The organism is Enterobacter sichuanensis (assembly GCF_009036245.1).
Taxonomy (GTDB): domain Bacteria; phylum Pseudomonadota; class Gammaproteobacteria; order Enterobacterales; family Enterobacteriaceae; genus Enterobacter; species Enterobacter sichuanensis.
This window is the reverse complement of record NZ_CP027986.1, coordinates 1,653,967-1,674,995: the sequence shown is the minus strand read 5'-3', so window position 1 is coordinate 1,674,995 and position 21,029 is coordinate 1,653,967. Positions and strand designations below refer to the sequence as shown.

The 21,029-nt window shown below is 55.0% G+C and carries 18 protein-coding genes, 1 tRNA gene and 1 riboswitch; of the genes, 12 read left to right on the top strand and 7 right to left on the bottom strand.

What is annotated here, in order from left to right:
* Positions 1–6 precede the first annotated feature (6 nt).
* On the bottom strand, positions 7–966 hold the full coding sequence (gene cbiB / locus C1N69_RS07865; RefSeq protein WP_155030946.1) for an adenosylcobinamide-phosphate synthase CbiB: 960 nt from the start codon (positions 964–966) through the stop codon (positions 7–9).
* A complete protein-coding gene (locus tag C1N69_RS07860) occupies positions 963–2,342 on the bottom strand; it encodes a cobyrinic acid a,c-diamide synthase CobB (RefSeq protein WP_155030945.1) in 1,380 nt (459 codons plus the stop codon). The genes cbiB and C1N69_RS07860 overlap by 4 nt, the downstream gene beginning before the upstream one ends.
* A 97-nt stretch (positions 2,343–2,439) precedes the next feature.
* Positions 2,440–2,614, bottom strand: a riboswitch (cobalamin riboswitch).
* Between the two features lie 443 nt (positions 2,615–3,057).
* Here C1N69_RS07860 and C1N69_RS07855 point away from each other — a divergent pair.
* Positions 3,058–3,924 carry an L-threonine kinase gene (locus tag C1N69_RS07855; RefSeq protein WP_155030944.1) on the top strand — a complete coding sequence of 289 codons (867 nt, stop codon included), beginning with the start codon at positions 3,058–3,060 and terminating at the stop codon, positions 3,922–3,924.
* On the opposite strand, the gene C1N69_RS07850 is transcribed toward C1N69_RS07855, so the two are convergent.
* Genes C1N69_RS07850 through cobA form a run of 3 tightly spaced genes read right to left on the bottom strand, consistent with a single transcriptional unit; the run spans position 3,916 to position 6,448 of the window.
* A complete protein-coding gene (locus C1N69_RS07850) occupies positions 3,916–4,563 on the bottom strand; it encodes a precorrin-2 dehydrogenase/sirohydrochlorin ferrochelatase family protein (protein ID WP_155030943.1) in 648 nt (215 codons plus the stop codon). The two genes, C1N69_RS07855 and C1N69_RS07850, sit on opposite strands and share 9 nt — an antisense overlap.
* 4 nt (positions 4,564–4,567) lie before the next feature.
* A complete protein-coding gene (cobD, locus tag C1N69_RS07845) occupies positions 4,568–5,638 on the bottom strand; it encodes a threonine-phosphate decarboxylase CobD (protein WP_095440958.1) in 1,071 nt (356 codons plus the stop codon).
* A gap of 39 nt (positions 5,639–5,677) precedes the next feature.
* Positions 5,678–6,448: a uroporphyrinogen-III C-methyltransferase gene (gene cobA, locus C1N69_RS07840; protein ID WP_155031910.1), complete on the bottom strand. Its 771-nt coding sequence runs from the start codon at positions 6,446–6,448 to the stop codon at positions 5,678–5,680.
* Positions 6,449–6,965: 517 nt separating this feature from the next.
* On the opposite strand from cobA, the gene glmS reads away from it, so the two are divergent.
* The 10 genes from glmS (at position 6,966) to cobO (ending at position 18,056) form a co-directional block, all read left to right on the top strand.
* A complete protein-coding gene (gene glmS, locus C1N69_RS07835) occupies positions 6,966–7,415 on the top strand; it encodes a methylaspartate mutase subunit S (RefSeq protein ID WP_024907732.1) in 450 nt (149 codons plus the stop codon).
* Positions 7,415–8,803, top strand: coding sequence for a methylaspartate mutase accessory protein GlmL (glmL, locus tag C1N69_RS07830; protein ID WP_045284685.1), 1,389 nt, complete (start codon positions 7,415–7,417; stop codon positions 8,801–8,803). Before glmS ends, glmL begins: the two co-directional genes overlap by 1 nt.
* Positions 8,804–8,821: 18 nt before the next feature.
* Positions 8,822–10,267 carry a methylaspartate mutase subunit E gene (locus C1N69_RS07825; RefSeq protein WP_025755948.1) on the top strand — a complete coding sequence of 482 codons (1,446 nt, stop codon included), beginning with the start codon at positions 8,822–8,824 and terminating at the stop codon, positions 10,265–10,267.
* Positions 10,267–11,508 (top strand): methylaspartate ammonia-lyase, encoded by a 1,242-nt coding sequence (locus C1N69_RS07820; RefSeq protein ID WP_047958191.1) that lies wholly within the window; start codon positions 10,267–10,269, stop codon positions 11,506–11,508. Before C1N69_RS07825 ends, C1N69_RS07820 begins: the two co-directional genes overlap by 1 nt.
* A 3-nt stretch (positions 11,509–11,511) precedes the next feature.
* The gene (locus C1N69_RS07815) at positions 11,512–12,882 is read left to right on the top strand and encodes an acyclic terpene utilization AtuA family protein (RefSeq protein WP_047959786.1); all 1,371 of its coding nucleotides are present in this window, start codon (positions 11,512–11,514) and stop codon (positions 12,880–12,882) included.
* A complete protein-coding gene (locus tag C1N69_RS07810) occupies positions 12,879–13,196 on the top strand; it encodes a DUF4387 domain-containing protein (RefSeq protein WP_025755951.1) in 318 nt (105 codons plus the stop codon). The genes C1N69_RS07815 and C1N69_RS07810 overlap by 4 nt, the downstream gene beginning before the upstream one ends.
* 165 nt (positions 13,197–13,361) lie before the next feature.
* A complete protein-coding gene (locus tag C1N69_RS07805) occupies positions 13,362–14,654 on the top strand; it encodes a dicarboxylate/amino acid:cation symporter (RefSeq protein WP_025755952.1) in 1,293 nt (430 codons plus the stop codon).
* 53 nt (positions 14,655–14,707) lie between these two features.
* Positions 14,708–15,709: a glutaminase A gene (gene glsA, locus C1N69_RS07800; protein ID WP_025755953.1), complete on the top strand. Its 1,002-nt coding sequence runs from the start codon at positions 14,708–14,710 to the stop codon at positions 15,707–15,709.
* An 82-nt stretch (positions 15,710–15,791) separates the two neighbouring features.
* Positions 15,792–17,444 carry a class I fumarate hydratase gene (locus tag C1N69_RS07795; protein WP_155030942.1) on the top strand — a complete coding sequence of 551 codons (1,653 nt, stop codon included), beginning with the start codon at positions 15,792–15,794 and terminating at the stop codon, positions 17,442–17,444.
* Positions 17,445–17,453: 9 nt separating this feature from the next.
* Positions 17,454–18,056, top strand: a complete 603-nt coding sequence (cobO, locus tag C1N69_RS07790; RefSeq protein ID WP_045284690.1) for a cob(I)yrinic acid a,c-diamide adenosyltransferase — start codon at positions 17,454–17,456, stop codon at positions 18,054–18,056.
* A 44-nt stretch (positions 18,057–18,100) separates the two neighbouring features.
* On the opposite strand, the gene C1N69_RS07785 is transcribed toward cobO, so the two are convergent.
* Together C1N69_RS07785 and C1N69_RS07780 are read right to left on the bottom strand one after the other, a co-directional pair.
* Entirely contained in the window at positions 18,101–19,009 is a 909-nt protein-coding gene (locus C1N69_RS07785) for a LysR substrate-binding domain-containing protein (RefSeq protein WP_025755956.1), read from the bottom strand.
* 476 nt (positions 19,010–19,485) lie between these two features.
* Positions 19,486–19,573: transfer RNA gene (locus C1N69_RS07780), tRNA-Ser, on the bottom strand.
* 279 nt (positions 19,574–19,852) lie between these two features.
* Here C1N69_RS07780 and C1N69_RS07775 point away from each other — a divergent pair.
* A complete protein-coding gene (locus C1N69_RS07775; protein ID WP_155031909.1) occupies positions 19,853–20,989 on the top strand; it encodes a D-alanyl-lipoteichoic acid biosynthesis protein DltD in 1,137 nt (378 codons plus the stop codon).
* The last annotated feature ends 40 nt before the right edge of the window (positions 20,990–21,029 follow it).

Sequence of the window (21,029 nt, the reverse complement as noted above, 5' to 3'; positions counted from 1 at the left end):
TTGTCCTCAGGCCACGCCAACCATCAGCCAGCGTGCTGCGATAAACAGCACCAGCGCCAGGGTGGAGGAAACCCACATCAGTCGAATCGTTCGGGAAATGTCGTCTACCGCAATCGGGCGCAGCGCGTCGCCAATCCAGGGCTTTTCCACGCGCTGGCCAAAATAGGTGTTGGGTCCGCCAAGCCGGACGCCCAGCGCGCCGGCAACCGTCGCTTCAGCCCACGCGCAGTTGGGGCTGCTGTGGTTGTAGCGGTCGCGCCAGCCGACGCGCAGCGCGCGGGAGGGTCCCTCGCGGCATAGCCATGCCGCAATGCTCAGCAAGAGCCAGCTCAGGCGCGCGGGAATTGCGTTCGCCACGTCATCCATACGGGCGCTGACCATGCCGATCGCGCGGTATTTTTCGTGCCTGTAGCCCACCATTGAATCGAGGGTATTCACCGCTTTATAGGCCATCGCCAGCGGCGCACCGCCCAGCAGAAGGAAAAACAGCGGGGCGATAATGCCGTCGACCGTGTTCTCCGCGACGGTCTCCACCACCGCCCGGTTGATCTGTTCCGGCTGAAGCTGAGAGGTATCGCGCCCCACTATCCAGGAGAGTTTTTCGCGGCTTTCATCAAGGTCGCCCGCTTGCAGAGGGCGTTGAACGTCCCGTGCGGCGTTTGCCAGACTGCGTCCGGCCAGCACGGTAAAAGTCATCCACACCTCAATTGCCCAGCCCAGCCAGGGATGCACTATCCGTCCGAGCGCCAGCACGCCCCAGGCCACGCCCCAGGTCAGCCCCACCACCGCCAGCCACATTACGCCGCCGCCAATGCGTAACGCCGCGTCACTATGGCAGCAGTGGCGTATGCCGCGCTGCACCGCATTAATCAGGTTGCCTATCCAGCGCACCGGGTGCGGCCAGTTTTGTGGGTCGCCGATGATGACATCAAGCAGCCACGCGACACACCATGCCAGCAGAGTCATCGCGCCCCCCTCGCCGCCGCCAGCCAGCGGCTGAGCATCATGGGACGTTGGGCAAAGTGGAGGTGCAGGTAGCTTGCGAACGTGTTGCCAACCTGCCAGCCGCCCGCCCATTCCTGCATCGTCACGCCATCGCGCACTTTTCGGCACGCCAGCACCGCTGGGGTATCGGGGAAGAAGTCGGAATAGTGGAATTCATGCCCACGCAGCACCTCCCCGCCATCGGCCAGCAGCGTGGGCTGGCGCGCCTGCGCCTCACAATAGCCAAAACGGGTCAGCCGTTTACCCATCCGGCTGTAGCCGGGGAGAATGTCGGCCATCCGGTGGGTCACCCCTTCGCTATCTTCCAGCGCGCTGCCGAGATACATCAGCCCGCCACATTCGGCGTAGATCGCCACGCCGCGCCGGTGCGCCTCCTGCAGGCTGGCGAGCATTGTGGTGTTTTCCGCAAGCCGTGCCGCATAAAGCTCCGGGTAACCGCCCCCGAGCCAGACCATCTGGCAGTCAGGTAAACGGCTCTCCCGGAGCGGGCTAAAGCGGATTATCTCGACCCCGGTACGTTCGAGCAGCGTGATGTTATCCGGGTAATAGAAGTTGAAGGCGTCGTCGTCAGCCATCGCGAGCGTTAACCCGCGCCCGGCGTCCCCATCAGGCAGCGCAGGCCAGGCGCCCTGCGGCAGCGACGCCATCTGGCTGAGCGCGAGAAGTTGTTCGATATCCAGTGTACGTTCGAGAAGGGCGGCAAAATTCTGCCAGGTCTGCGAGTCCGCAACCGACTCCCGGGCGGTGACCAATCCCAGATGGCGCTCGGGTAAACCGACACCCTCAACGCGAGGCACATAACCCAGGACGGGTACCGTGCAGTAGTGTTCAATTGCCGCTTTGAGCAACTGATAATGTGATTCGCTGTTAACCCGATTAACAATCACCCCGGCAATATTGAGGGTGGGATCGAATCGCTGAAAACCCATTACGGTCGCGGCAATCGACGTAGAAACCGCCTTGCCGTCTACCAGCAGAATCACCGGACAGCCCAGCTGTTTTGCCATCGCGGCGGTGCTGCAATAATTCGGATCGGTGCCGTAGCCGTCATACAGCCCCATCACGCCTTCAATGACCGCGATATCCGCCTGCTGCATATGCTCGCAAAACAGCGCGTTGAGGATCGGTTCAGGCAGCATGAAGCTGTCGAGGTTGCGGGAGGCGGTACCGCTGACTTTGGTATGCCAGCCGGTATCAAGATAGTCAGGGCCCACTTTGTACGGCTGGACGCGTAACCCACGCTGTTTTAACAGACTCAACAGGCCAAGCGTCACCGTGGTTTTACCACAACCGCTTCCTGTACCTGCCAGAACAAACGCGTACTGCTTTGGCTCCATGACCCTGATCCTGTTCAGGGTGGATGGGTGGTATAGATACACGTCGCCCCAGTCTTTCGACTGTATGCATCAGTACAACCCACTTCCCACCGAAGTTGTTGAACGTTCCCGACAGGCAGGTCTTCTGGCTTAGCGTCCTCCTCGCCCGTCCTTCCCAATCTCACGATCAGTGGTCATTACGGGGTCGTCAGCATCACAGCAGCGGGGGCTGCGGGGGATTGTCACCCCCTTCCCTGCCACAAATGTGGCAAACCTGTCGGCTTACATTATGAGAAAGAAAACAGCAATGCTATTTACGGCGTTTCAATTCACCTTAGGTAATTACTTAACCGTAAAAAAAATACATGCTGAGTAAAACGTGGCATCAGAGTAATTGACGCCTTTCTCAATAACTCAACGTTTTATCACAAAAAATAAAAAGCAAAGATAATTACGCTTAAAATCTCGATATTTATTGCGCTATGACAAGTTATTGCATCACTTGATATTTTTTCATTTTATCGTGATCAAAATTCATTAAGATATTAAAAGCTGGCAATAACATAATATGGCTGTTAAACGTAAGCCCATGCGATTTTATTGATGCATTACGCGTTCAGCGGGATCGCAGAATAATATGTAGATTATCCAGGGAGGGAATTTGCGGTATATCAAGGTAAGAGGAATATCCTCATGACACTATGTTTCATAAATGACTGACCAGAAAGGTGAGAACGTGGCTGTTGCGCAATGCCCCGCGTCGTGCGGTGAGCTTATCCAGGGCTGGATTTTGGGCAGTGAAAAGCTGGTCTCCTGCCCTGTCGAATGGTACAGCACTGTTGAGGTGAGCCACGGCTCAGCCCTGGCGGATGAACGCCCGCTGTCGCGCGCGATGGTTGAACGGTTATTGCAGTACTGGCACTACCCGGCGCAGTTGAGCCAGGAGATTCGCATTGATGTACACTCGACCATCCCGATTGCCAAAGGGATGGCCAGCAGCACCGCAGATATTGCTGCCACCGCCGTCGCCACCGCTCACCATCTGGGGCATCAGCTCGACGAAAGCACGCTGGCAACGCTTTGCGTTTCGCTCGAACCCACCGACAGCACCGTGTTTCGCCAGTTAACCCTTTTCGATCATAACGACGCCTCTACGCAAATTCCCTGCGACGCGCAGCCCAATCTCGACCTGCTTGTTCTGGAAAGTCCGCAAACGCTGCGCACGGCCGATTACCACCGCATCCCGCGTCAGGCGGGATTACATGCCGGTGCGCCAGTGCTGAAACGCGCATGGGAAAAAGTACAGGAAGCCTGTATGACGCAAAACCCTTACCGGCTGGGTGAAGCGGCCACCCTCAGCGCCATCGCCAGCCAGACGCTGCTGCCGAAACCAGATTTTGACGCTCTGCTCTCACTGGTGGAGGAGTGCGGTATCTACGGGGTCAACGTGGCGCACAGCGGCAGCGTCGTGGGGCTGATGCTGGACAGAAATAAAGACGATGTCGATTATGTGAAATGGCTGTTAGCGAAAAAACAGCTCACCCGCCACTGGCCTGAACAACACCTGCTGCGGATGGTAAAAGGCGGCGTGACGCTACTCTGAGAGCAACCTGTGCTGAATGAGCCACTCCACCTGCTGCCTGACCTCGTGTTCGTGTTCCTGCGCCAGGGCCTGTTGCAGTGGAACATGCCGGAAGAACGCGGCCCAAAATGCACGCTTGCGCTCCCGGTCACTGCACACACCGTTTACCCTTCCACGAAGCGCTCCCGCCAGCCGCACGCTTTCCTGCATACCCGGAGGAAGATGCGCGGCGACATGCGCTTTGAGGATCTTACTGTACACCGGCGCGTTGCCCCCGCAGCTGAGCGCAATAATAACCGGTGAATGGTCAATAATGGCCGGTGAAATAAAGGTGGCAGCAGAAAGGTCGTCTGTGACATTGCAAAACAGATGCCTCGCGCTGGCAGCCCCGGCGACCTGACGGTTCACCTGCGGATCGCTGGTCGCGGCGATGACCAGCCAGCAGGAGTGCAGATACTGCGGCGCAAACGTTGCCGGGAACCATTCGATGTCACCGCACGCGTGCAGGCCGGCAAGTTCTGGCGTCAGGGTGGGGGCAACCAGACGCAGCACTGCCCCGGCTGCCAGCAAACTATTCGCCTTATGCGTCGCCACCTGCCCGCCACCGACGATCAGGCAGCGTTTACCCTTCAGGTTGCAAAAAATCGGAAAATAGTCCATCGCCTTAGCCTTCTAAAACCTGACTCAGCGCGGCAATAAACCGGCGGTTCTCCGCTTCGGTACGCACGGCAATTCTATAGTAGTCACGATCGAGCCCCGGGTAGTTTTCACAGTGGCGGATAACGATGTGATGGCCGAGCAGCGCTGCCTTCAGGTTGAACCCCTGACGCAGGCAGCGGAAGAAAATAAAATTGGCTTGCGGCTCCCAGACCACCAGCGATGAAAAGCGCGTCATCGCCTGCCACAAGAAATCCCGCTCCCGGGCGATACAGGCATGGCTGCGAGAAATATAGTCCTCATCCAGTAACAAATGCTGCCCCACCAGCGCCGATAACGCATTCACGGACCAGGGTTCACGGGTGCGTTTCATCTGGCGAATAATGTGCGTATTCCCGCTCAGCAGATATCCCAGGCGCAGTCCGGGAATGGCAAAAAACTTGGTCAGGGAACGCAGCAGGTAAAGATAGCGTGACTCAGCCAGCCGTGGTGCCAGCGTCGAGCCCTGCGGCATAAAATCGATGAATGCTTCATCAACAATCAGCGCAACCTGCAACGCTTCGCACAGCGAGACCAGGCGGTCGAGTAGATCGGCATCAGGCATTAACCCGGTAGGGTTGTTTGGGGTCGCGATGAACAGGCAATCGGGCCGGTGCGCGCGAACGGCGTCCAGTAGGGAAAAATCCACCTGAAATCCGTTCGACTCACTCAGTACATAATCGATTATCTGGCACCCCTGCTGCTGCAATGCCCGGCGATACTCGGCAAACCCCGGCACCAGCAGCATCGCCCGGCGGGGGGCAAGCGTTCGCACCAGGCCATAGATCAACTCCGTTTCGCCATTCCCGGCAATCGTCTGGTCATAGTCACACCGACTGGCGCTGGCCAGCGCCTGATGAAGATGGCGGTATTCAACGTCCGGATACTGCATGATGATATCCAGATGGGACACAATGAGCGACCTGACGCGCTCGGGTAGCCCTAACGGATTGATGTTCGCGCTAAAGTCCAACAGCAACCCGGGATCAATCCCCAACTGCAGTCCCGTTTCCAGAACGTTACCACCATGCTCACTCATTCGTTTCACTCGGCTATTTCGCTACATGTGAGGATAACATCAGACAGCAACCTCATTCAGCGCAAGATGTGATGCGGAAAACGCCAGTATCTCCTGCAGGTTGACGACCTCACCGACAACAATAAGCGCAGGAGCATGCAGTTTTTGACGTTCAACCTCAAGATGGATATCGGTCAGCGTACCTTTGGCGATCTGCTGACGAGACTGGCTGGCATACATCACCACCGCTACCGGCGTCGTAGCGGACATGCCTCCCTCAATCAGCTGCTGGCAGATTTCCGTCAGCCGGGTCATTCCCATCAAAACGATCAGCGTTCCGTTGATTTTCGCCAGCGCATGCCAGTTTTGCGGGTCGTTCCCCTGGCACATATGACCGGTCACTATATGAAAACTGGAGGCGTAATGACGGTGCGTGACCGGGATCCCGGCATAGGCCAGTCCGCCAATCGCAGAACTGATCCCCGGCACAACTTCGAACGCGAGGCCGTCTTTCGCCAGCTGCTCGGCCTCTTCGCCCCCGCGACCAAAAACGTAAGGGTCCCCGCCTTTCAGGCGCACCACCTGCCGTCCCTCCCCGGCATGCCTGACCAGCAGGGCATTGATTTGTTCCTGAGGAACCGGATGATGGCTCGGGGTTTTACCGACATCAATAATCAAACAGCCTGCCGGAGCCTGCGCCAGGAGTTCGGGGTTAACCAGGCGATCGTGGACAATCACTTCCGCGTGGCGGATACAGTGCAGACCTTTTACCGTTATCAAAGACGCATCGCCAGGCCCTGCCCCTACAAGCCAAACTTTCCCTTTACTCATCATTATATCCTCAGATTAAATATTCAAAGAAGCAAGAAAACGGATAATTAAAATTAGCGCTGAATTATATATCCCCTCCACAGGTCAAAAAGTTGATGTGTTTATCACTCTCCCTTAATTGTACGAATGGTATTTATGACCAATATCAATAAAACCGCAAATAACCTCCCCGCCCTGCCCGCACGACAATATCGCGATGCCTGTCACGCTTAAAAACAATATTAAACGCCTTCAACAATAAAACAGGCGCGCGATCACAAATATTACATTGGTTTTGTCAGCAACGTTTACAGATAAATATCAAAGCAATAATAATCCACACGCAAAGCTTTGATTTAAAAGACCTTATAATGACAAGGTATCACCATCATCGTTTTGGGAAGGATTTTTTGAAAATAGATCAATTGCTTCCCTTTCCTCTTCCAAACACACTTCAACACCATTAGCAGACCCTGTGTACATTATTCATTTTTAATACCCATTGTATTTTCACAAGCAGCCCTACAGAGGATTACCCATGAAGAAATCAACACTTGTCATTGGCGTCATTGGTGCTGACTGCCATGCGGTAGGCAATAAAGTTCTGGACCGCGTTTTTACTTCTCATGATTTTCACGTTATCAATCTTGGTGTCATGGTAAGCCAGGATGAATATATTGATGCGGCCATCGAAACAGGTGCTGATGCTATTGTCGTTTCATCCATCTACGGCCATGGCGACATCGACTGCCTGGGGCTGCGTGAGCGCTGCATCGAACGCGGTATCGGCGACATTCTGCTTTTTGTTGGCGGTAATCTGGTCGTGGGCAAGCACGATTTTGCCGATGTCGAAGCCAAATTCAAAGAGATGGGTTTCAACCGCGTGTTCGCCCCGAGCCACGACCTGGAAGACGTCTGTCAGCTGATGGCGAATGATATCCAGCAGCGTCAGCGCGTTGAAGAGCTCTGTCTTGAAGAGGGCTTCTGATGCAAATCGTCTCAGTCGACATTGGCTCGACGTGGACCAAAGCCGCACTCTTCACGCCGGAGGGTGATGCGCTTACGTTGGTCAACCACGTGCTGACCCCAACGACGACCCACCATCTGGCTGAGGGCTTCTTTACCAGCCTGAACCAGGTGCTTAACGTTGCCGATGCGCGACCGTTGCTGAACAGCGGGGACGTTACGCTGAAATACTCTTCGTCGGCAAAAGGCGGCCTCGCCGTTGCCGCAATGGGGCTGGTGCCGTCGATAACCCTGGAGTCGGCCAAAGTCACCGCCCATTCAGCGGGCGCCAAAATCGCTCAGTACTACTCCTACAAACTGAACCGCCACGATATCCAGGCGCTGGAGGACTCCCCGCCGGACATCCTGCTGTTCACAGGCGGTACGGACGGCGGAGAAGAGAGCTACGGTCTTGCCAATGCTCGCGCGCTGGCAGCGTCCTCGCTGGATTGCGCCATTATTTACGCCGGAAATCGCGATATTCAGGACGACGTGCAGGCCATTCTTGGCCATAAAGATTTGATCACCGTCGACAATGTGTTGCCTGACCTCGATCACCCGAATCCTTATGCCGCCCGCAAGGCCATCTGCGATGTGTTTCTTTCCCGCATCGTGAAGGGGAAAGGACTGGACGTTATCGTCGGGGAAACCGGCGAAGAGCCGATGCCCACGCCGTGGACCGTCTACGAGCTGGTGAAAGCGATCAGTGAGGTCGACAGCGCGTGGAAAGAATTCATGCTGATCGACATGGGCGGTGCCACCACCGACGTCTATTCCGCCAGCGCCAATACGCTCTCGCCGGATACCGTTCTGCACGGCGTACCTGAGCCATTTGTGAAACGCACCGTAGAGGGAGACCTCGGCATGCGCGTCTCGGCGGTCGTGGTCGGTGAAAGTACGCAGGAACTGGTGAACGCGGTGTTCGCCCATCAGCCTCAACGCAAGGACGCGTTTTATGGCTATCTGCGTCATCTGGTCGCACATCCGGATTATCTGCCTGTCACCGAAGAAGAAAAACATTTCGACACGCTACTGGCCGGGCTGTGCGTGGGGTACGCCAGCGAACGCCATGCCGGCACCAAAAAACAGGTCTGTACCTGCGTCGGCAACGTCGATTTGCAGGTGGGGCGCGATCTCACCACCGTGCGCAAAGTGGTGGGTTCCGGGGGATGGCTCTCCCGCGCCAGCCAGTTCGATGTACACCGCTGGCTGAAGTACCGCGAGCTGGACGACAGCAGCAGACGCGTTCTTTTACCCGGGCAGTTTGATTATTACCGCGATGCAAAAGGTCTGCTTCCTCTGCTGGCGAATGTCGCCAGGCTGGACCCGCAGGCGGCGGCTCGCACCAGTATTCATTGTTTAACCCTATAAAACCTAAGGCAGCAACGAATGGAACTTCGAAATAAAAAGCTAACCCATGACGAATTCATGACTGAGCGGCAACAGGTCTTACAAACCTGGCATACCGGCAAGGACGTTGAGAACTTCGAAGATGGCGTGAAGTACCAGCAAACCATTCCTGAGCAAAAACGCTTTTCTCACGCACTACTGAAGGCCGACCAGGAAGGTAAAACCCTGAGCCAGCCGCGCGCAGGCGTAGCGCTCATGGATGAACATATCGCCCTGCTGAAAACGCTGCAGGAAGAGTGTGATTTGCTGCCCAGCACCATCGATGCCTATACCCGTCTGAATCGCTATGAAGAGGCCGCGGTAGGGATCCAAAAATCCATCGAAGCGGGTACCTCCAAACTCAACGGCTTACCGGTCGTCAACCACGGCGTCGCCGCCTGCCGACGCATGACCGAAGCGCTGGAGAAACCGATTCAGGTACGTCACGGCACGCCGGATGCGCGCCTGCTGGCGGAGATCGCTATGGCCAGCGGTTTTACCAGCTATGAAGGCGGCGGTATCTCTTACAACATTCCGTACGCTAAGCGCGTCACCCTGGAAAAATCCATTCGCGACTGGCAATACTGCGACCGCCTGATGGGTCTTTATGAAGAGAACGGTATTCGTATCAACCGTGAACCGTTTGGCCCGCTGACCGGCACCCTGATCCCGCCGTTTGTCTCCCACTCGGTGGCGATTATCGAAGGTCTGCTGGCGCTGGAACAGGGCGTGAAGTCAATCACCGTTGGCTACGGCCAGGTGGGTAGCCTGACGCAGGATATTGCTGCTATTCAGGCTCTGCGTGAACTGTCCCACGAATATTTCCATAACCACGGTTTTGACGATTACGAGCTGAGCACCGTCTTCCACCAGTGGATGGGGGGGTTCCCGGAAGATGAGTCGAAAGCGTTTGCCATTATCTCCTGGGGCGCAGCGGTGGCCGGTATGTCCGGAGCGACCAAAGTGATCACCAAGAGCCCGCACGAAGCATTCGGTATACCCACCGCCGCCGCCAACGCCCAGGGACTGAAAGCCTCGCGTCAGATGCTCAACATGGTGAGCGATCAGAAATTCCCGCCGTGTGCCGCCGTCGAGCAGGAAGTCGAGCTGATTAAGAGTGAAGTCCGCGCCGTGCTGAAGAAAGTCTTCGAGCTGGGCAACGGCGATGTCGCGCGCGGTACGGTGCTGGCGTTTGAAGCTGGCGTGCTGGACGTGCCGTTTGCCCCCGCCTCCTGCAATGCGGGCAAAATTCTGCCGGTTCGTGATAACGCCGGTGCCATTCGCGTGCTGGAAGCCGGCGCGGTTCCGCTGCCGAAAGATATCCTCGACCTGCATCACGATTACGTCGCCGAGCGCGCGCGTTTTGAAGGACGTAAACCCTCATTCCAGATGGTTGTTGATGACATCAACGCGGTATCCCACAGTAAATTAATAGGAAGACCATAATGAAAATTAAACAGGCCCTTTTCACCGCAGGCTACTCCTCATTCTATTTTGACGATCAGCAGGCAATTAAAAACGGCGCCGGGCATGACGGATTTATCTATACCGGCAACCCGGTCACGCCTGGGTTTACGTCAGTTCGACAGGCGGGTGAATGCGTCTCCGTACAGTTGATTCTGGAAAACGGCGCGGTGGCGGTGGGCGATTGTGCAGCGGTGCAATATTCAGGTGCAGGCGGTCGCGATCCGCTGTTCCTGGCTGAACACTTCATTCCGTTCCTTAACGATCACATCAAGCCGCTGCTGGAAGGCCGCGACGTTGACCGCTTCCTGACGAACGCCCGATTCTTTGACGAACTGCGTATCGACGGCCATCTGCTGCATACCGCCGTACGTTATGGTCTGTCGCAGGCGCTGCTCGACGCGACGGCACTGGCGACCGGTCGTCTGAAAACGGAAGTCGTTTGTGATGAATGGCAACTGCCGTGTGTCCCTGAAGCCATTCCGTTATTCGGACAGAGCGGCGACGACCGCTATATCGCCGTCGACAAGATGATCCTCAAAGGCGTTGACGTACTGCCGCATGCGCTTATCAACAACGTGGAAGAGAAACTGGGCCTGAAAGGGGAAAAACTGCGTGAGTATGTGCGCTGGTTATCCGACCGCATCTTAAGCCTGCGCACCAGCCCGCACTATCGCCCGACGCTGCACATCGACGTGTACGGCACTATCGGTTTGATTTTCGATATGGACCCGGTACGTTGCGCCGCCTATATCGCCAGCCTCGAAAAAGAGGCCCAGGGCCTGCCGCTCTATATTGAGGGACCGGTGGATGCGGGTAATAAACCGGATCAAATCCGCCTGCTGACCGCCATCACCCACGAGCTGATGCGTCTGGGCTCTGGCGTGAAAATCGTTGCCGATGAGTGGTGTAACACCTATCAGGACATTGTGGACTTCACCGATGCGGGCAGCTGCCACATGGTGCAGATCAAAACCCCGGATCTGGGCGGTATTCACAACATCGTTGATGCGGTGCTGTACTGCAACAAACATGGCATGGAAGCCTATCAGGGCGGTACCTGTAACGAAACGGAAATCAGCGCCCGCACCTGCGTGCACGTGGCTCTGGCCGCTCGCCCGATGCGCATGTTGATTAAACCGGGCATGGGCTTCGATGAAGGCCTTAACATCGTGTTTAACGAAATGCACCGCACCATCGCATTGTTGCAAACTAAGGATTAAATGATGGCACGTACATTTAAGATCTTATCGCCAACGGCAATCCTGGGTTATGGCTTCCCGGAAGAGAGTTTTCGTAAGGCCATGGAAGCCTCGCCGGATCTTATTGCTGTCGACGCGGGCTCATCCGACCCGGGTCCCCACTACCTGGGGGCAGGTAAGCCTTTCACCGACCGGGCGGGGGTAAAACGCGATCTGCGCTATATGATTGTGGCTGGCGTTAAGCACAACATCCCGGTGGTGATCGGTACCGCCGGAGGGTCCGGTGCCGCACCGCATCTGGAGTGGTGCCGGCAGATAATCCTTGAGATTGCTCAGGAAGAGAAGCTCTCATTCTCGATGGCGCTGATCCCATCGGATGTCGATAAAGCCACGGTGCATCAGGCACTGGATAACGGGAAAATCACAGCCCTGGATTTCGTCCCGGAACTGACCCACGAGGCCATCGAAGAGAGCACCTATATCGTGGCGCAGATGGGCATTGAGCCTTTCCAGCGGGCACTGGCGGCCGGGGCACAGGTGGTACTGGGCGGGCGGGCGTACGATCCGGCCTGCTTTGCCGCACTGCCCATTATGCAGGGCTTCGATGAAGGTCTGGCGCTGCACTGCGGTAAGATCCTTGAGTGCGCGGCGATTGCCGCTACGCCAGGGTCCGGCTCCGACTGCGCGATGGGCATCATTGACGAGCACGGCTTTACGCTGAAAACCTTTAATCCGAAGCGTAAATTCACCGAAACGTCGGCCGCGGCGCACACCCTGTATGAGAAATCCGACCCGTACTTCCTGCCGGGGCCGGGCGGCGTGCTGAACCTGAAAGGGTGTAGCTTCAAAGCGGTCAATGAGGGCGAAGTGTACGTCAGCGGTTCCCGCCACGAAGAAACGCCGTATGCACTGAAGCTGGAAGGCGCTCGTCGGGTCGGCTTCCGCTGTCTGACCATTGCCGGTACGCGCGACCCAATCATGATTGCCGGGATCGATAACATCCTCGAAGAAGTGCAGGTCAGCGTGAAGCGCAACCTCTCGCTGAATGACGACAGTATCCGCATGACGTTTCACCTGTACGGAAAGAATGGCGTGATGGGCAACCATGAGCCGGTGCAGTCTGCCGGGCACGAGCTGGGTATTTTGCTGGATGTGGTGGCTCCCACCCAGGATATCGCCAACAGCGTCTGTTCGCTGGTGCGCTCTACCCTGCTGCATTACGGCTATGAAAACCGGATCGCCACAGCGGGCAACCTCGCGTTCCCGTTCTCCCCTTCCGACATTCAGAGCGGCCCGGTGTATGAGTTCTCAATCTATCACCTGATCGAAGCGAGCGACGCGCTGCGATTTGATTTCCACCTCGAGCAGGTCACGCCAGAAGGGGTTCAGTTATGAAACAGAGTATTCGCTCACTGGCACAGGTCATTCGCTCAAAAAACGCCGGACCGTATGAGCTGGTTCTGGATATTTTATTTAAAACGCATGAAGACTATCAGCGGGTAAAAGCCTCGAAGCAATTAACGCCACAGCTTATCGCCCGTTTATATAACGTGAAGCCTGACTTTATACATCGCATTGTCTGGTTCGACCCGGCCAATGCGGTCAAAATCGTCATGCCTCGCGATATTATCTCCGGCAACATTGGTGACAATGATGTTTATGGTGCCCAGCAGCATGCACCGTTATTAAGCATTGAGTTTGATCTGTAACACTACAAATACAACAACGTCCATTGGGATATAGATATTAGCTGTATCACTGTATTCCAGATAATTCATGCGGTTGGTCACAACAAACGTGCGTCTGAGCGGCTCGTCAGGGCTCAGGCGCACGCGACCCTACACATTAACCAACCTTTATCCGATGGAGTAAACATGAAAAAAATAAGCTTAACAAAAATGATCATATTAGGTTTGATACTCGGCATGATAGCCGGGGTGGTCATTAATAATATGGCATCAGCAGATACAGCAAAATCGTACGCACAGGATATTTCTATTTTCACCACGATATTCTTACGCATGGTGAAAATGATTATCGCCCCGCTGGTTATTTCAACCCTGGTGGTCGGCATAGCCAAAATGGGTGATGCGAAAACACTCGGCCGTATATTCTCCAAAACCTTTTTCCTCTTTATTTGTGCTTCACTGCTATCGATCGCGCTGGGGCTGGTTATCGTCAATATCTTCCAGCCTGGTGCAGGGATTAACTTTGTCGCTCATGACGCCGGGGCCGTTGCGGCCGTTCAGTCCGAACCGTTTACGCTGAAAGTATTTATCTCTCACGCGGTACCGACCAGCATCGTTGATGCCATGGCCCGTAACGAGATTCTGCAAATCGTGGTGTTCTCCATTTTCCTGGGTTGCAGCCTGGCGGCCATTGGCGAGAAAGCCGAGCCCATCATTAAGGTGCTCGACTCTCTGGTCCATGTGATGCTCAAGCTGACGGGCTACGTCATGCTGTTTGCACCGCTGACCGTGTTTGCCGCGATCTCCGGGCTGATTGCCGAACGCGGTCTGGGTGTAATGGTCAGCGCCGGTATTTTCATGGGCGAGTTCTACATGACGCTCGGCCTGCTGTGGGCGATTCTGATTGGCCTGTCCACCATGATTGTCGGTCCGTGCATCAGTCGTCTGACAAAAGCGATCCTCGAACCTGCGCTGCTGGCCTTTACGACGTCAAGTTCAGAAGCGGCTTTCCCTGGCACGCTGAACAAACTGGAAAAATTCGGCGTCTCCTCCAGGATTGCCAGCTTTGTCCTGCCGATCGGCTACTCCTTTAACCTCGTCGGCTCAATGGCCTACTGCTCGTTTGCTACCGTGTTTATCGCCCAGGCTTGCAATATCGAACTGAGCATTGGGGAGCAGATCACCATGCTGCTGATCCTGATGCTGACCTCGAAAGGGATGGCGGGCGTGCCGCGTGCATCAATGGTGGTTATTGCCGCCACGCTCAACCAGTTCAACATTCCGGAAGCGGGCCTGATTCTGCTGATGGGCGTCGATCCATTCCTCGACATGGGCCGTTCCGCCACCAACGTGATGAGTAACGCGATGGGTGCCGCTATCGTCGGTCGCTGGGAAGGCGAGCACTTCGGCGTCGGCTGCCGCGGCAAGGTTCCGGCCAAAGAAAGTACCGCTTCAGACACTGAAATCGCCATGTATTGATTACAAAGGCCAACGGTCGTTGGCCTGTCGTTTTTCGATTTACAGGATAGCCCATGAAGATAAACATTTTCGGCGTCAGCCTCTTATCCGTCAGCCTGTTTTTTAGCGCCGCCACGCTGGCGCAACCCGCGCCGGATTACGCGCAGCTGCTGGAGCAGGCTCATCAAAAATTTAAAGATAATTTTGAGGGAAAAGTCGCCGACTACATTCCCGCCCTGGCGACCTATAGCCCCAATAATTTCGCCATCACCCTCGCCACCGTTGACGGCAACATTTACCAGGTTGGCGATGTGAAAAAAGCATTTCCCATGGAGTCGCTGAGCAAAGTTTTCACCCTGGCGCTGGCGATGGAGCAGCGTGGCCCACAGGAGGTCCTGGATAAACTCGGCGCCAGTGCGACCGGTCTGCCCTTCAACTCCGGCCTGGCGGTTGAGCTGACCAAAGGGGCGCCGGAAAACCCGCTGGTCAATGCAGGGGCGATGAGCACGGTAAGCCTGATTGAGGCGAAAGATAAGTCCGACCGCTGGAACAAAATTCTCGATAACCTCAACGCGTGGGCGGATGCCTCGCTGACCGTCAACGAGCCGGTGTTCAAATCAGAAATGGAGACCAATCAGCATAACCAGGCGCTGGCGATGCTGATGGCGTCCTATAACAGCTTTTATGGCGATACCCGGGATGCCGTCGAAATCTATACCCGCCAGTGTTCTGTAGACATCACCGTTGAGCAGCTCGCCAAAATGGGCGCAGTGCTGGCGAACAGGGGCAAATCGCCTTTCAACGGTAAGCAGTTGCTGAATGAACGCTACGTGCCGCAGGTTCTGGCGGAAATGGCGATTGCCGGGTTGTACGACGGCAGCGGCAAATGGCTGTACACCGTTGGGATCCCGGCGAAGAGCGGCGTCGGCGGCGGCATGGTTGCCATCGTGCCCGGCCAATACGCCATCGCGGTCTATTCGCCACCGCTGGATGCCGCCGGGAATAGCGTCCGCGCCCAGCAGACGATTGCGTATGTCGCTGAGGCGACGCAGGCCAGTCTCTTTTTAGCCCATTGAACCCAACCGACTGTGATTCTGTAAGCCGGGCGCGGCAGTTGCGCCAGTGCCCGGTAAAAACAACCACAAAGTGAGAAGTGCTATGTCTAAACCATTTGTCTGGCAGGACCTGTTTGTTCAGAGTGAAGATACGACGGAATATGAACTCCTCAGCGCGCAACACGTTACGGTGACGGAGCTGGAGGGCGAGGAGGTCATTAAAGTGGCGCCTGAGGCATTGACCCTGCTGGCCCAGCAGGCGTTTTATGAAGCCTCATTTTTCCTGCGCGCCGGACATTTAAAGCAGATAGCCAGCATTCTGCACGACCCGCAGGCCAGCAGTAACGATAAGTATGTCGCCCTGCAACTGCTGCGCAACGCCGAAGTATCGGCAAAAGGCGTACTGCCAAACTGTCAGGATACCGGCACGGCCACCATTGTGGCGAGCAAAGGCCAGCACGTCTGGACCGGTGGTGACGATGCCGAAGCGCTGAGCAGAGGGATTTACGCCACCTTTAGCGAGTGTAACCTGCGCTATTCGCAAAACGCACCGCTGGACATGTATACCGAGGTAAATACCCAGACCAACCTGCCGGCGCAGATAGACATCAGCGCCACACCGGGGAGCGAATACCGCTTCCTGTTTGTCAATAAAGGCGGCGGTTCTGCTAACAAAGCCGCGCTTTTCCAGGAAACGAAATCCATTTTGCAGCCGGAGAAACTCACCGCGTTCCTGATCGAGAAGATGAAGTCGCTCGGTACTGCAGCCTGTCCACCGTATCACATTGCCTTTGTGGTCGGCGGCCTCTCTGCCGACCAGGCGCTGAAGGTCGCGAAGCTGGCTTCAACAAAATATTATGACAATCTGCCCACCAGCGGGAACGAGCTGGGTCAGGCGTTCCGCGACACGGCGCTGGAAACCACGCTGCTCAACGCCAGCCGCGAATTCGGCATCGGCGCCCAGTTTGGCGGCAAGTACTTCGCCCACGATATTCGCGTCATCCGCCTGCCGCGACACGGCGGTTCCTGCCCTGTCGCCATGGCACTTTCCTGCTCCGCTGACCGAAATATCAAAGCGAAAATCAACAAGCAGGGTATCTGGCTGGAGAAGCTGGAACATAACCCAGGGAAATACATCCCGGACGCCTGCCGTGAGGAAAACGACGCCCGGACCGTACAGATCAACCTGAACCGCCCGCTGCGCGAGATTCTGCGCGATATGTCCATCCTGCCGATCGGCACCCGGTTGTCATTAAGCGGCCCGATCGTGGTCGCCCGCGATATCGCTCACGCCAAAATCAAAGCGCGGCTGGATAACGGCGAACCGATGCCGGAGTATATGAAAAACCATATCGTCTATTACGCTGGCCCGGCGAAAACACCGGAGAATCAGGCCTGCGGTTCCCTCGGTCCGACCACCGGCGGGCGCATGGATGGCTACGTCGATGCTTTCCAGGCCGCGGGCGGAAGCCTGATCATGCTTTCCAAAGGCAACCGCAGCCAGCAGGTCACCGATGCCTGCCATAAGCACGGCGGCTTCAACCTCGGCAGTATCGGCGGTGCGGCGGCTCTGCTGGCGCAGCAGTATGTGAAAAGCCTGCGCTGCCTTGAGTATCCCGAACTGGGCATGGAGGCAGTGTGGATGATGGAGGTCGAAAATCTGCCGGCCTTTATGCTGGTTGACGACAAAGGAAATAATTTCTTCAGCCAGTTTGAGCAGCAGCATCGCTGCGCATCCTGCCCTGCCGGACATTAAGGAGCCATTATGGAAGCGCGAGCTAACGCAGACAGACACCGCCAACGGCAGCAAAAGCGTAAAGAGCAGGTTGAGAGCCGCGTAGCGGCGGCAACGGAGAAGAGAGGCATTCTGATCGTCTTCACCGGCAACGGAAAAGGAAAGTCCACCGCCGCCTTCGGCACGGCGACGCGTGCCGTCGGGCACGGTAAAACCGTTGGCGTCGCGCAGTTTATTAAAGGTCAGTGGGATAATGGCGAATACAACACCCTGCATCCGCTCGGCGTCGAATTTCACATTATGGGCACCGGTTTTACGTGGGAAACACAAAACCGGGAAACGGATATTCAGGCCGCAACGGCGGTGTGGCAGGAGAGCAAACGCATGCTGGCTGACCCACGTTATGACCTGGTGGTTCTGGATGAGCTCACCTATATGCTGGCTTATCACTATCTGGACAGTCAGGAGGTGATCGCGGCGGTGGAGAACCGTCCGGTACAGCAGACCGTGATTGTCACCGGACGCGGCTGTCACTCGCAATTACTGGCGCTTGCCGACACGGTCAGCGAAATGCGCCCGGTTAAACACGCATTTGACAGCGGTATCCAGGCGCAGGAGGGCATCGACTGGTAAGCGTGTCTGCACCGGATGGCGCGCTGCACTGCCGCCATCCGGCATTATGACTCAACCGGGGATACCACTGATTTTTGCAACAGCCACTCGCGGAAGACTTGTAACGGCTGTGCCTGAGACTTTTCTTCCCGCCATGTCATGATAAAGCGGTTGCCGGTGCGGATAGGCACATCACAGGGGATTACCATCTCGCCGCAGTCCAGGTCATGCTGGATGGCGAAGCGGGGAAGCAGCGCAACCCCAAGATTCGATCGTACTGCGGCAATCAGCATCGAGAGAAGGTCAAAACGCGGGCCCAGATTCACGTCCGGACTGGTAATACCGGAGAGCGCAAACCACTCCTGCCAGCCATTGATGCGAGTGCTTTGATGTAACAGCGGGAACTCCCTTAGCAACTCCTCAACCCCCAGTTTCTGCTCCGCATGAGGAAGCAAGCTGCGGCTGCAGACCGGCAGGATCTCCTCTTCAAATAAATAATCGACTTCCGACCACGGAGAACAAAAATCTGCGCGCATAATAGCCGCATCATATTCACGATTCAAAAAATCGCCGATATTGGCCAGCGAGTGAATATTAACAATAATATCAGGATTTAATTTATTAAACTCCCATAAATTGGGGATCAGCCAATGCGTACTGAAGGTGGGATTGACCGCCAGTTCCACTACCTGAACAGCAGGCTGCCAATTCATTATCATATTGGTATCGCGCTCCAGCTTATTCAGCGTCTCTTTGACGATATTCAGATAATGCTTTCCTGCCGCATTCAGAAAAATCCGTTTTTTGGCATGGTTAAATAATGAGGTGTGTAAAAATTCCTCCAGGGCCGTCACCTGTCTGAACACTGCACTCTGCGTTAACGCCAGCTCTTCTGCGGCGCGGGTATAGCTTTCGTGACGTGCCACAACTTCGAACGTCACCAGCAACTCGCTCTTGGGGATTTTTCCTCTCATCATGTCTTCCATTCATGGTGGGTAACAGTATTTTTTTGAAGCGAATAAACCCTGCTTCAGAAGGATACCGCCATTATATTTTAGTTAGGCTTTGTCGGCAGTGATCCATACCATGATTTAATCAGTTTTGCGGCTCAGGCCAAACTACTTGCAGAAAATGAAATGAAACATGAAAGATTATTAAGAACCTGTTCACTTTTGTGTCTCGGATAATGGAGGCAGCGTTTTATTATACGAAAAAACGTATGGCCATTAAAATCAGGAATAACCAGGGAGTGGATGTTAAAAAATATAAAACAACCCGTTGAGCTATAAATAGAGCAGGGTGTTGTGTGTCCTGCTGATAACGCTTTTCGCTCCCTGACAGCGCCAGCGTGACGGGTACCAGAACGCCGTTCCTGCGCCTCGTCAGCATGCATGCTGAAACCGACAGAAAACAAAAAACCCAGGTCGCATAACGACCTGGGTTTCGAATTTGGCGGAAGCGTAGAGATTCGAACTCTAGAACCCTTTCGGGTCGCCGGTTTTCAAGACCGGTGCCTTCAACCGCTCGGCCACGCTTCCAAAGTGAGGCGCACTATAAACATCTATTAGCGCCTTGTAAAGCAGGAATTTTTCTATTTTTGACTACGGAGGGTTGATTGCTCAAAAAGCCACCGAGCCGGGGTCCCCGTTCTTTCTTCGCCCCCTTGTACATACCGTTACACAGCAACGCTCATCCTTTTAAAACACTCTGGTATAGAATGCCCAAAAAAAATAGACCGCCATTTGTTGTGTAATTGTTATGAATTTGATTACCCACAGATTGTAGAAATTACTGCCATGTAGTCTTACTGGTTGATGATGAAAATCAAAAATACGCTTTGCTTACATATCCTGATGGCGACCCTGGCCATGTTGTTCCTTTGTGTTCATCCGTTCGTGTCGGGCGTTAATCCGCCCCTCACCTTCCAGCCGCTGATTAAATCAATGGCGGGCACGCCGAAAGAACAAGCGGAAAAAATAGCGACTATTTCCCATGCCTTAGAAGGGAATGCGATTTTTTTCATTGGTGCGTCTGAGGTTGCGACCTCGGAAGATGAACATTACGCGGTATATAATTACTATAATAAGCAATTGCACCAACCCGTTGTGGCGTATGGCGATGCCTTTGTCGATGACGAAACGCAATTTTTGCTGCTCTCACGTTTTAAAAATAGCCTTAACGCAAACAGTAAAGTTGTTTTGCTTCTGGCACCGGACAGCTTTTATTCAAAAGGTTTGCCTCCTGCTATCTATGCCGATAATTTCCCGGCCTCTGTTTTTAATCCGCTGATGCAGGATCCGCAGGCGCGCCCGTTGCTGGTAAATTACTTAAAGCATATTGATGCTCAAGAAATAAGTCATTTAACCTTTGGTCAAATGCGCGTCTTTGGCTGGCACCCCGGTCTGATGTGGGACGAGCTGAGTTACCAGTTTGCCAATATCTGCACCCTGATTAAAAACGACTGGCTGACGCTGCTCCACGTCACGCCCGGGACGGTGCAGCCCTGGCCGCAGCAGCCCACAACCCACATCACCCCGGACTGGGATAAAGAGCTGGCTCATGCACGCGAGCTCAATAAAAAACGCCAGCAGAGCGCGGCCACTCTGTGGATGGACAAAACGATTTACGAGGAGGACGGTACGCGACAGCAGTGGGATGACACGCCGGTCGTACCTGCGCAAATCGCCGCGTTCAGAAAAACTGTCCAGTTGCTGAAAGACCGTCACGTGCAGGTGATTGCTATCGTCGACCCGGTGAATCCCTGGGCGCTTTACAATACCGATACCTTCCGTCCGGTTGATAAGCAAATTCAAACCATTCTGGAAGCGAACCAGATCCCTTATTTCGATATGTACGCCATGCCTTATCAGAATGGCTGGAACTGGGATCGTTTGCACCCTTCCGAGCTGGCCTGGGTTCCTATGATTCGCTTTATTGCACAGAGTTTTAAATAATGAAAATTGCGATCCGTCTTTTTTTCCTTTATCTCCTGCT

Bases quoted from the DNA above. Each gene is read 5' to 3' on its own strand.
- glsA (WP_025755953.1), top strand. From the start codon at position 14,708: ATGAAGATAAACATTTTCGGCGTCAGCCTCTTATCCGTCAGCCTGTTT.
- cbiB (WP_155030946.1), bottom strand. From the start codon at position 966: ATGACTCTGCTGGCATGGTGTGTCGCGTGGCTGCTTGATGTCATCATC.
- C1N69_RS07815 (WP_047959786.1), top strand. From the start codon at position 11,512: ATGGCACGTACATTTAAGATCTTATCGCCAACGGCAATCCTGGGTTAT.
- C1N69_RS07785 (WP_025755956.1), bottom strand. From the start codon at position 19,009: ATGAGAGGAAAAATCCCCAAGAGCGAGTTGCTGGTGACGTTCGAAGTT.
- cobD (WP_095440958.1), bottom strand. From the start codon at position 5,638: ATGAGTGAGCATGGTGGTAACGTTCTGGAAACGGGACTGCAGTTGGGG.
- cobA (WP_155031910.1), bottom strand. From the start codon at position 6,448: ATGAGTAAAGGGAAAGTTTGGCTTGTAGGGGCAGGGCCTGGCGATGCG.
- glmL (WP_045284685.1), top strand. From the start codon at position 7,415: ATGCAAATCGTCTCAGTCGACATTGGCTCGACGTGGACCAAAGCCGCA.
- cobO (WP_045284690.1), top strand. From the start codon at position 17,454: ATGGAAGCGCGAGCTAACGCAGACAGACACCGCCAACGGCAGCAAAAG.
- C1N69_RS07825 (WP_025755948.1), top strand. From the start codon at position 8,822: ATGGAACTTCGAAATAAAAAGCTAACCCATGACGAATTCATGACTGAG.
- C1N69_RS07775 (WP_155031909.1), top strand. From the start codon at position 19,853: ATGAAAATCAAAAATACGCTTTGCTTACATATCCTGATGGCGACCCTG.
- C1N69_RS07810 (WP_025755951.1), top strand. From the start codon at position 12,879: ATGAAACAGAGTATTCGCTCACTGGCACAGGTCATTCGCTCAAAAAAC.
- C1N69_RS07850 (WP_155030943.1), bottom strand. From the start codon at position 4,563: ATGGACTATTTTCCGATTTTTTGCAACCTGAAGGGTAAACGCTGCCTG.
- C1N69_RS07820 (WP_047958191.1), top strand. From the start codon at position 10,267: ATGAAAATTAAACAGGCCCTTTTCACCGCAGGCTACTCCTCATTCTAT.
- C1N69_RS07860 (WP_155030945.1), bottom strand. From the start codon at position 2,342: ATGGAGCCAAAGCAGTACGCGTTTGTTCTGGCAGGTACAGGAAGCGGT.
- C1N69_RS07805 (WP_025755952.1), top strand. From the start codon at position 13,362: ATGAAAAAAATAAGCTTAACAAAAATGATCATATTAGGTTTGATACTC.
- glmS (WP_024907732.1), top strand. From the start codon at position 6,966: ATGAAGAAATCAACACTTGTCATTGGCGTCATTGGTGCTGACTGCCAT.
- C1N69_RS07795 (WP_155030942.1), top strand. From the start codon at position 15,792: ATGTCTAAACCATTTGTCTGGCAGGACCTGTTTGTTCAGAGTGAAGAT.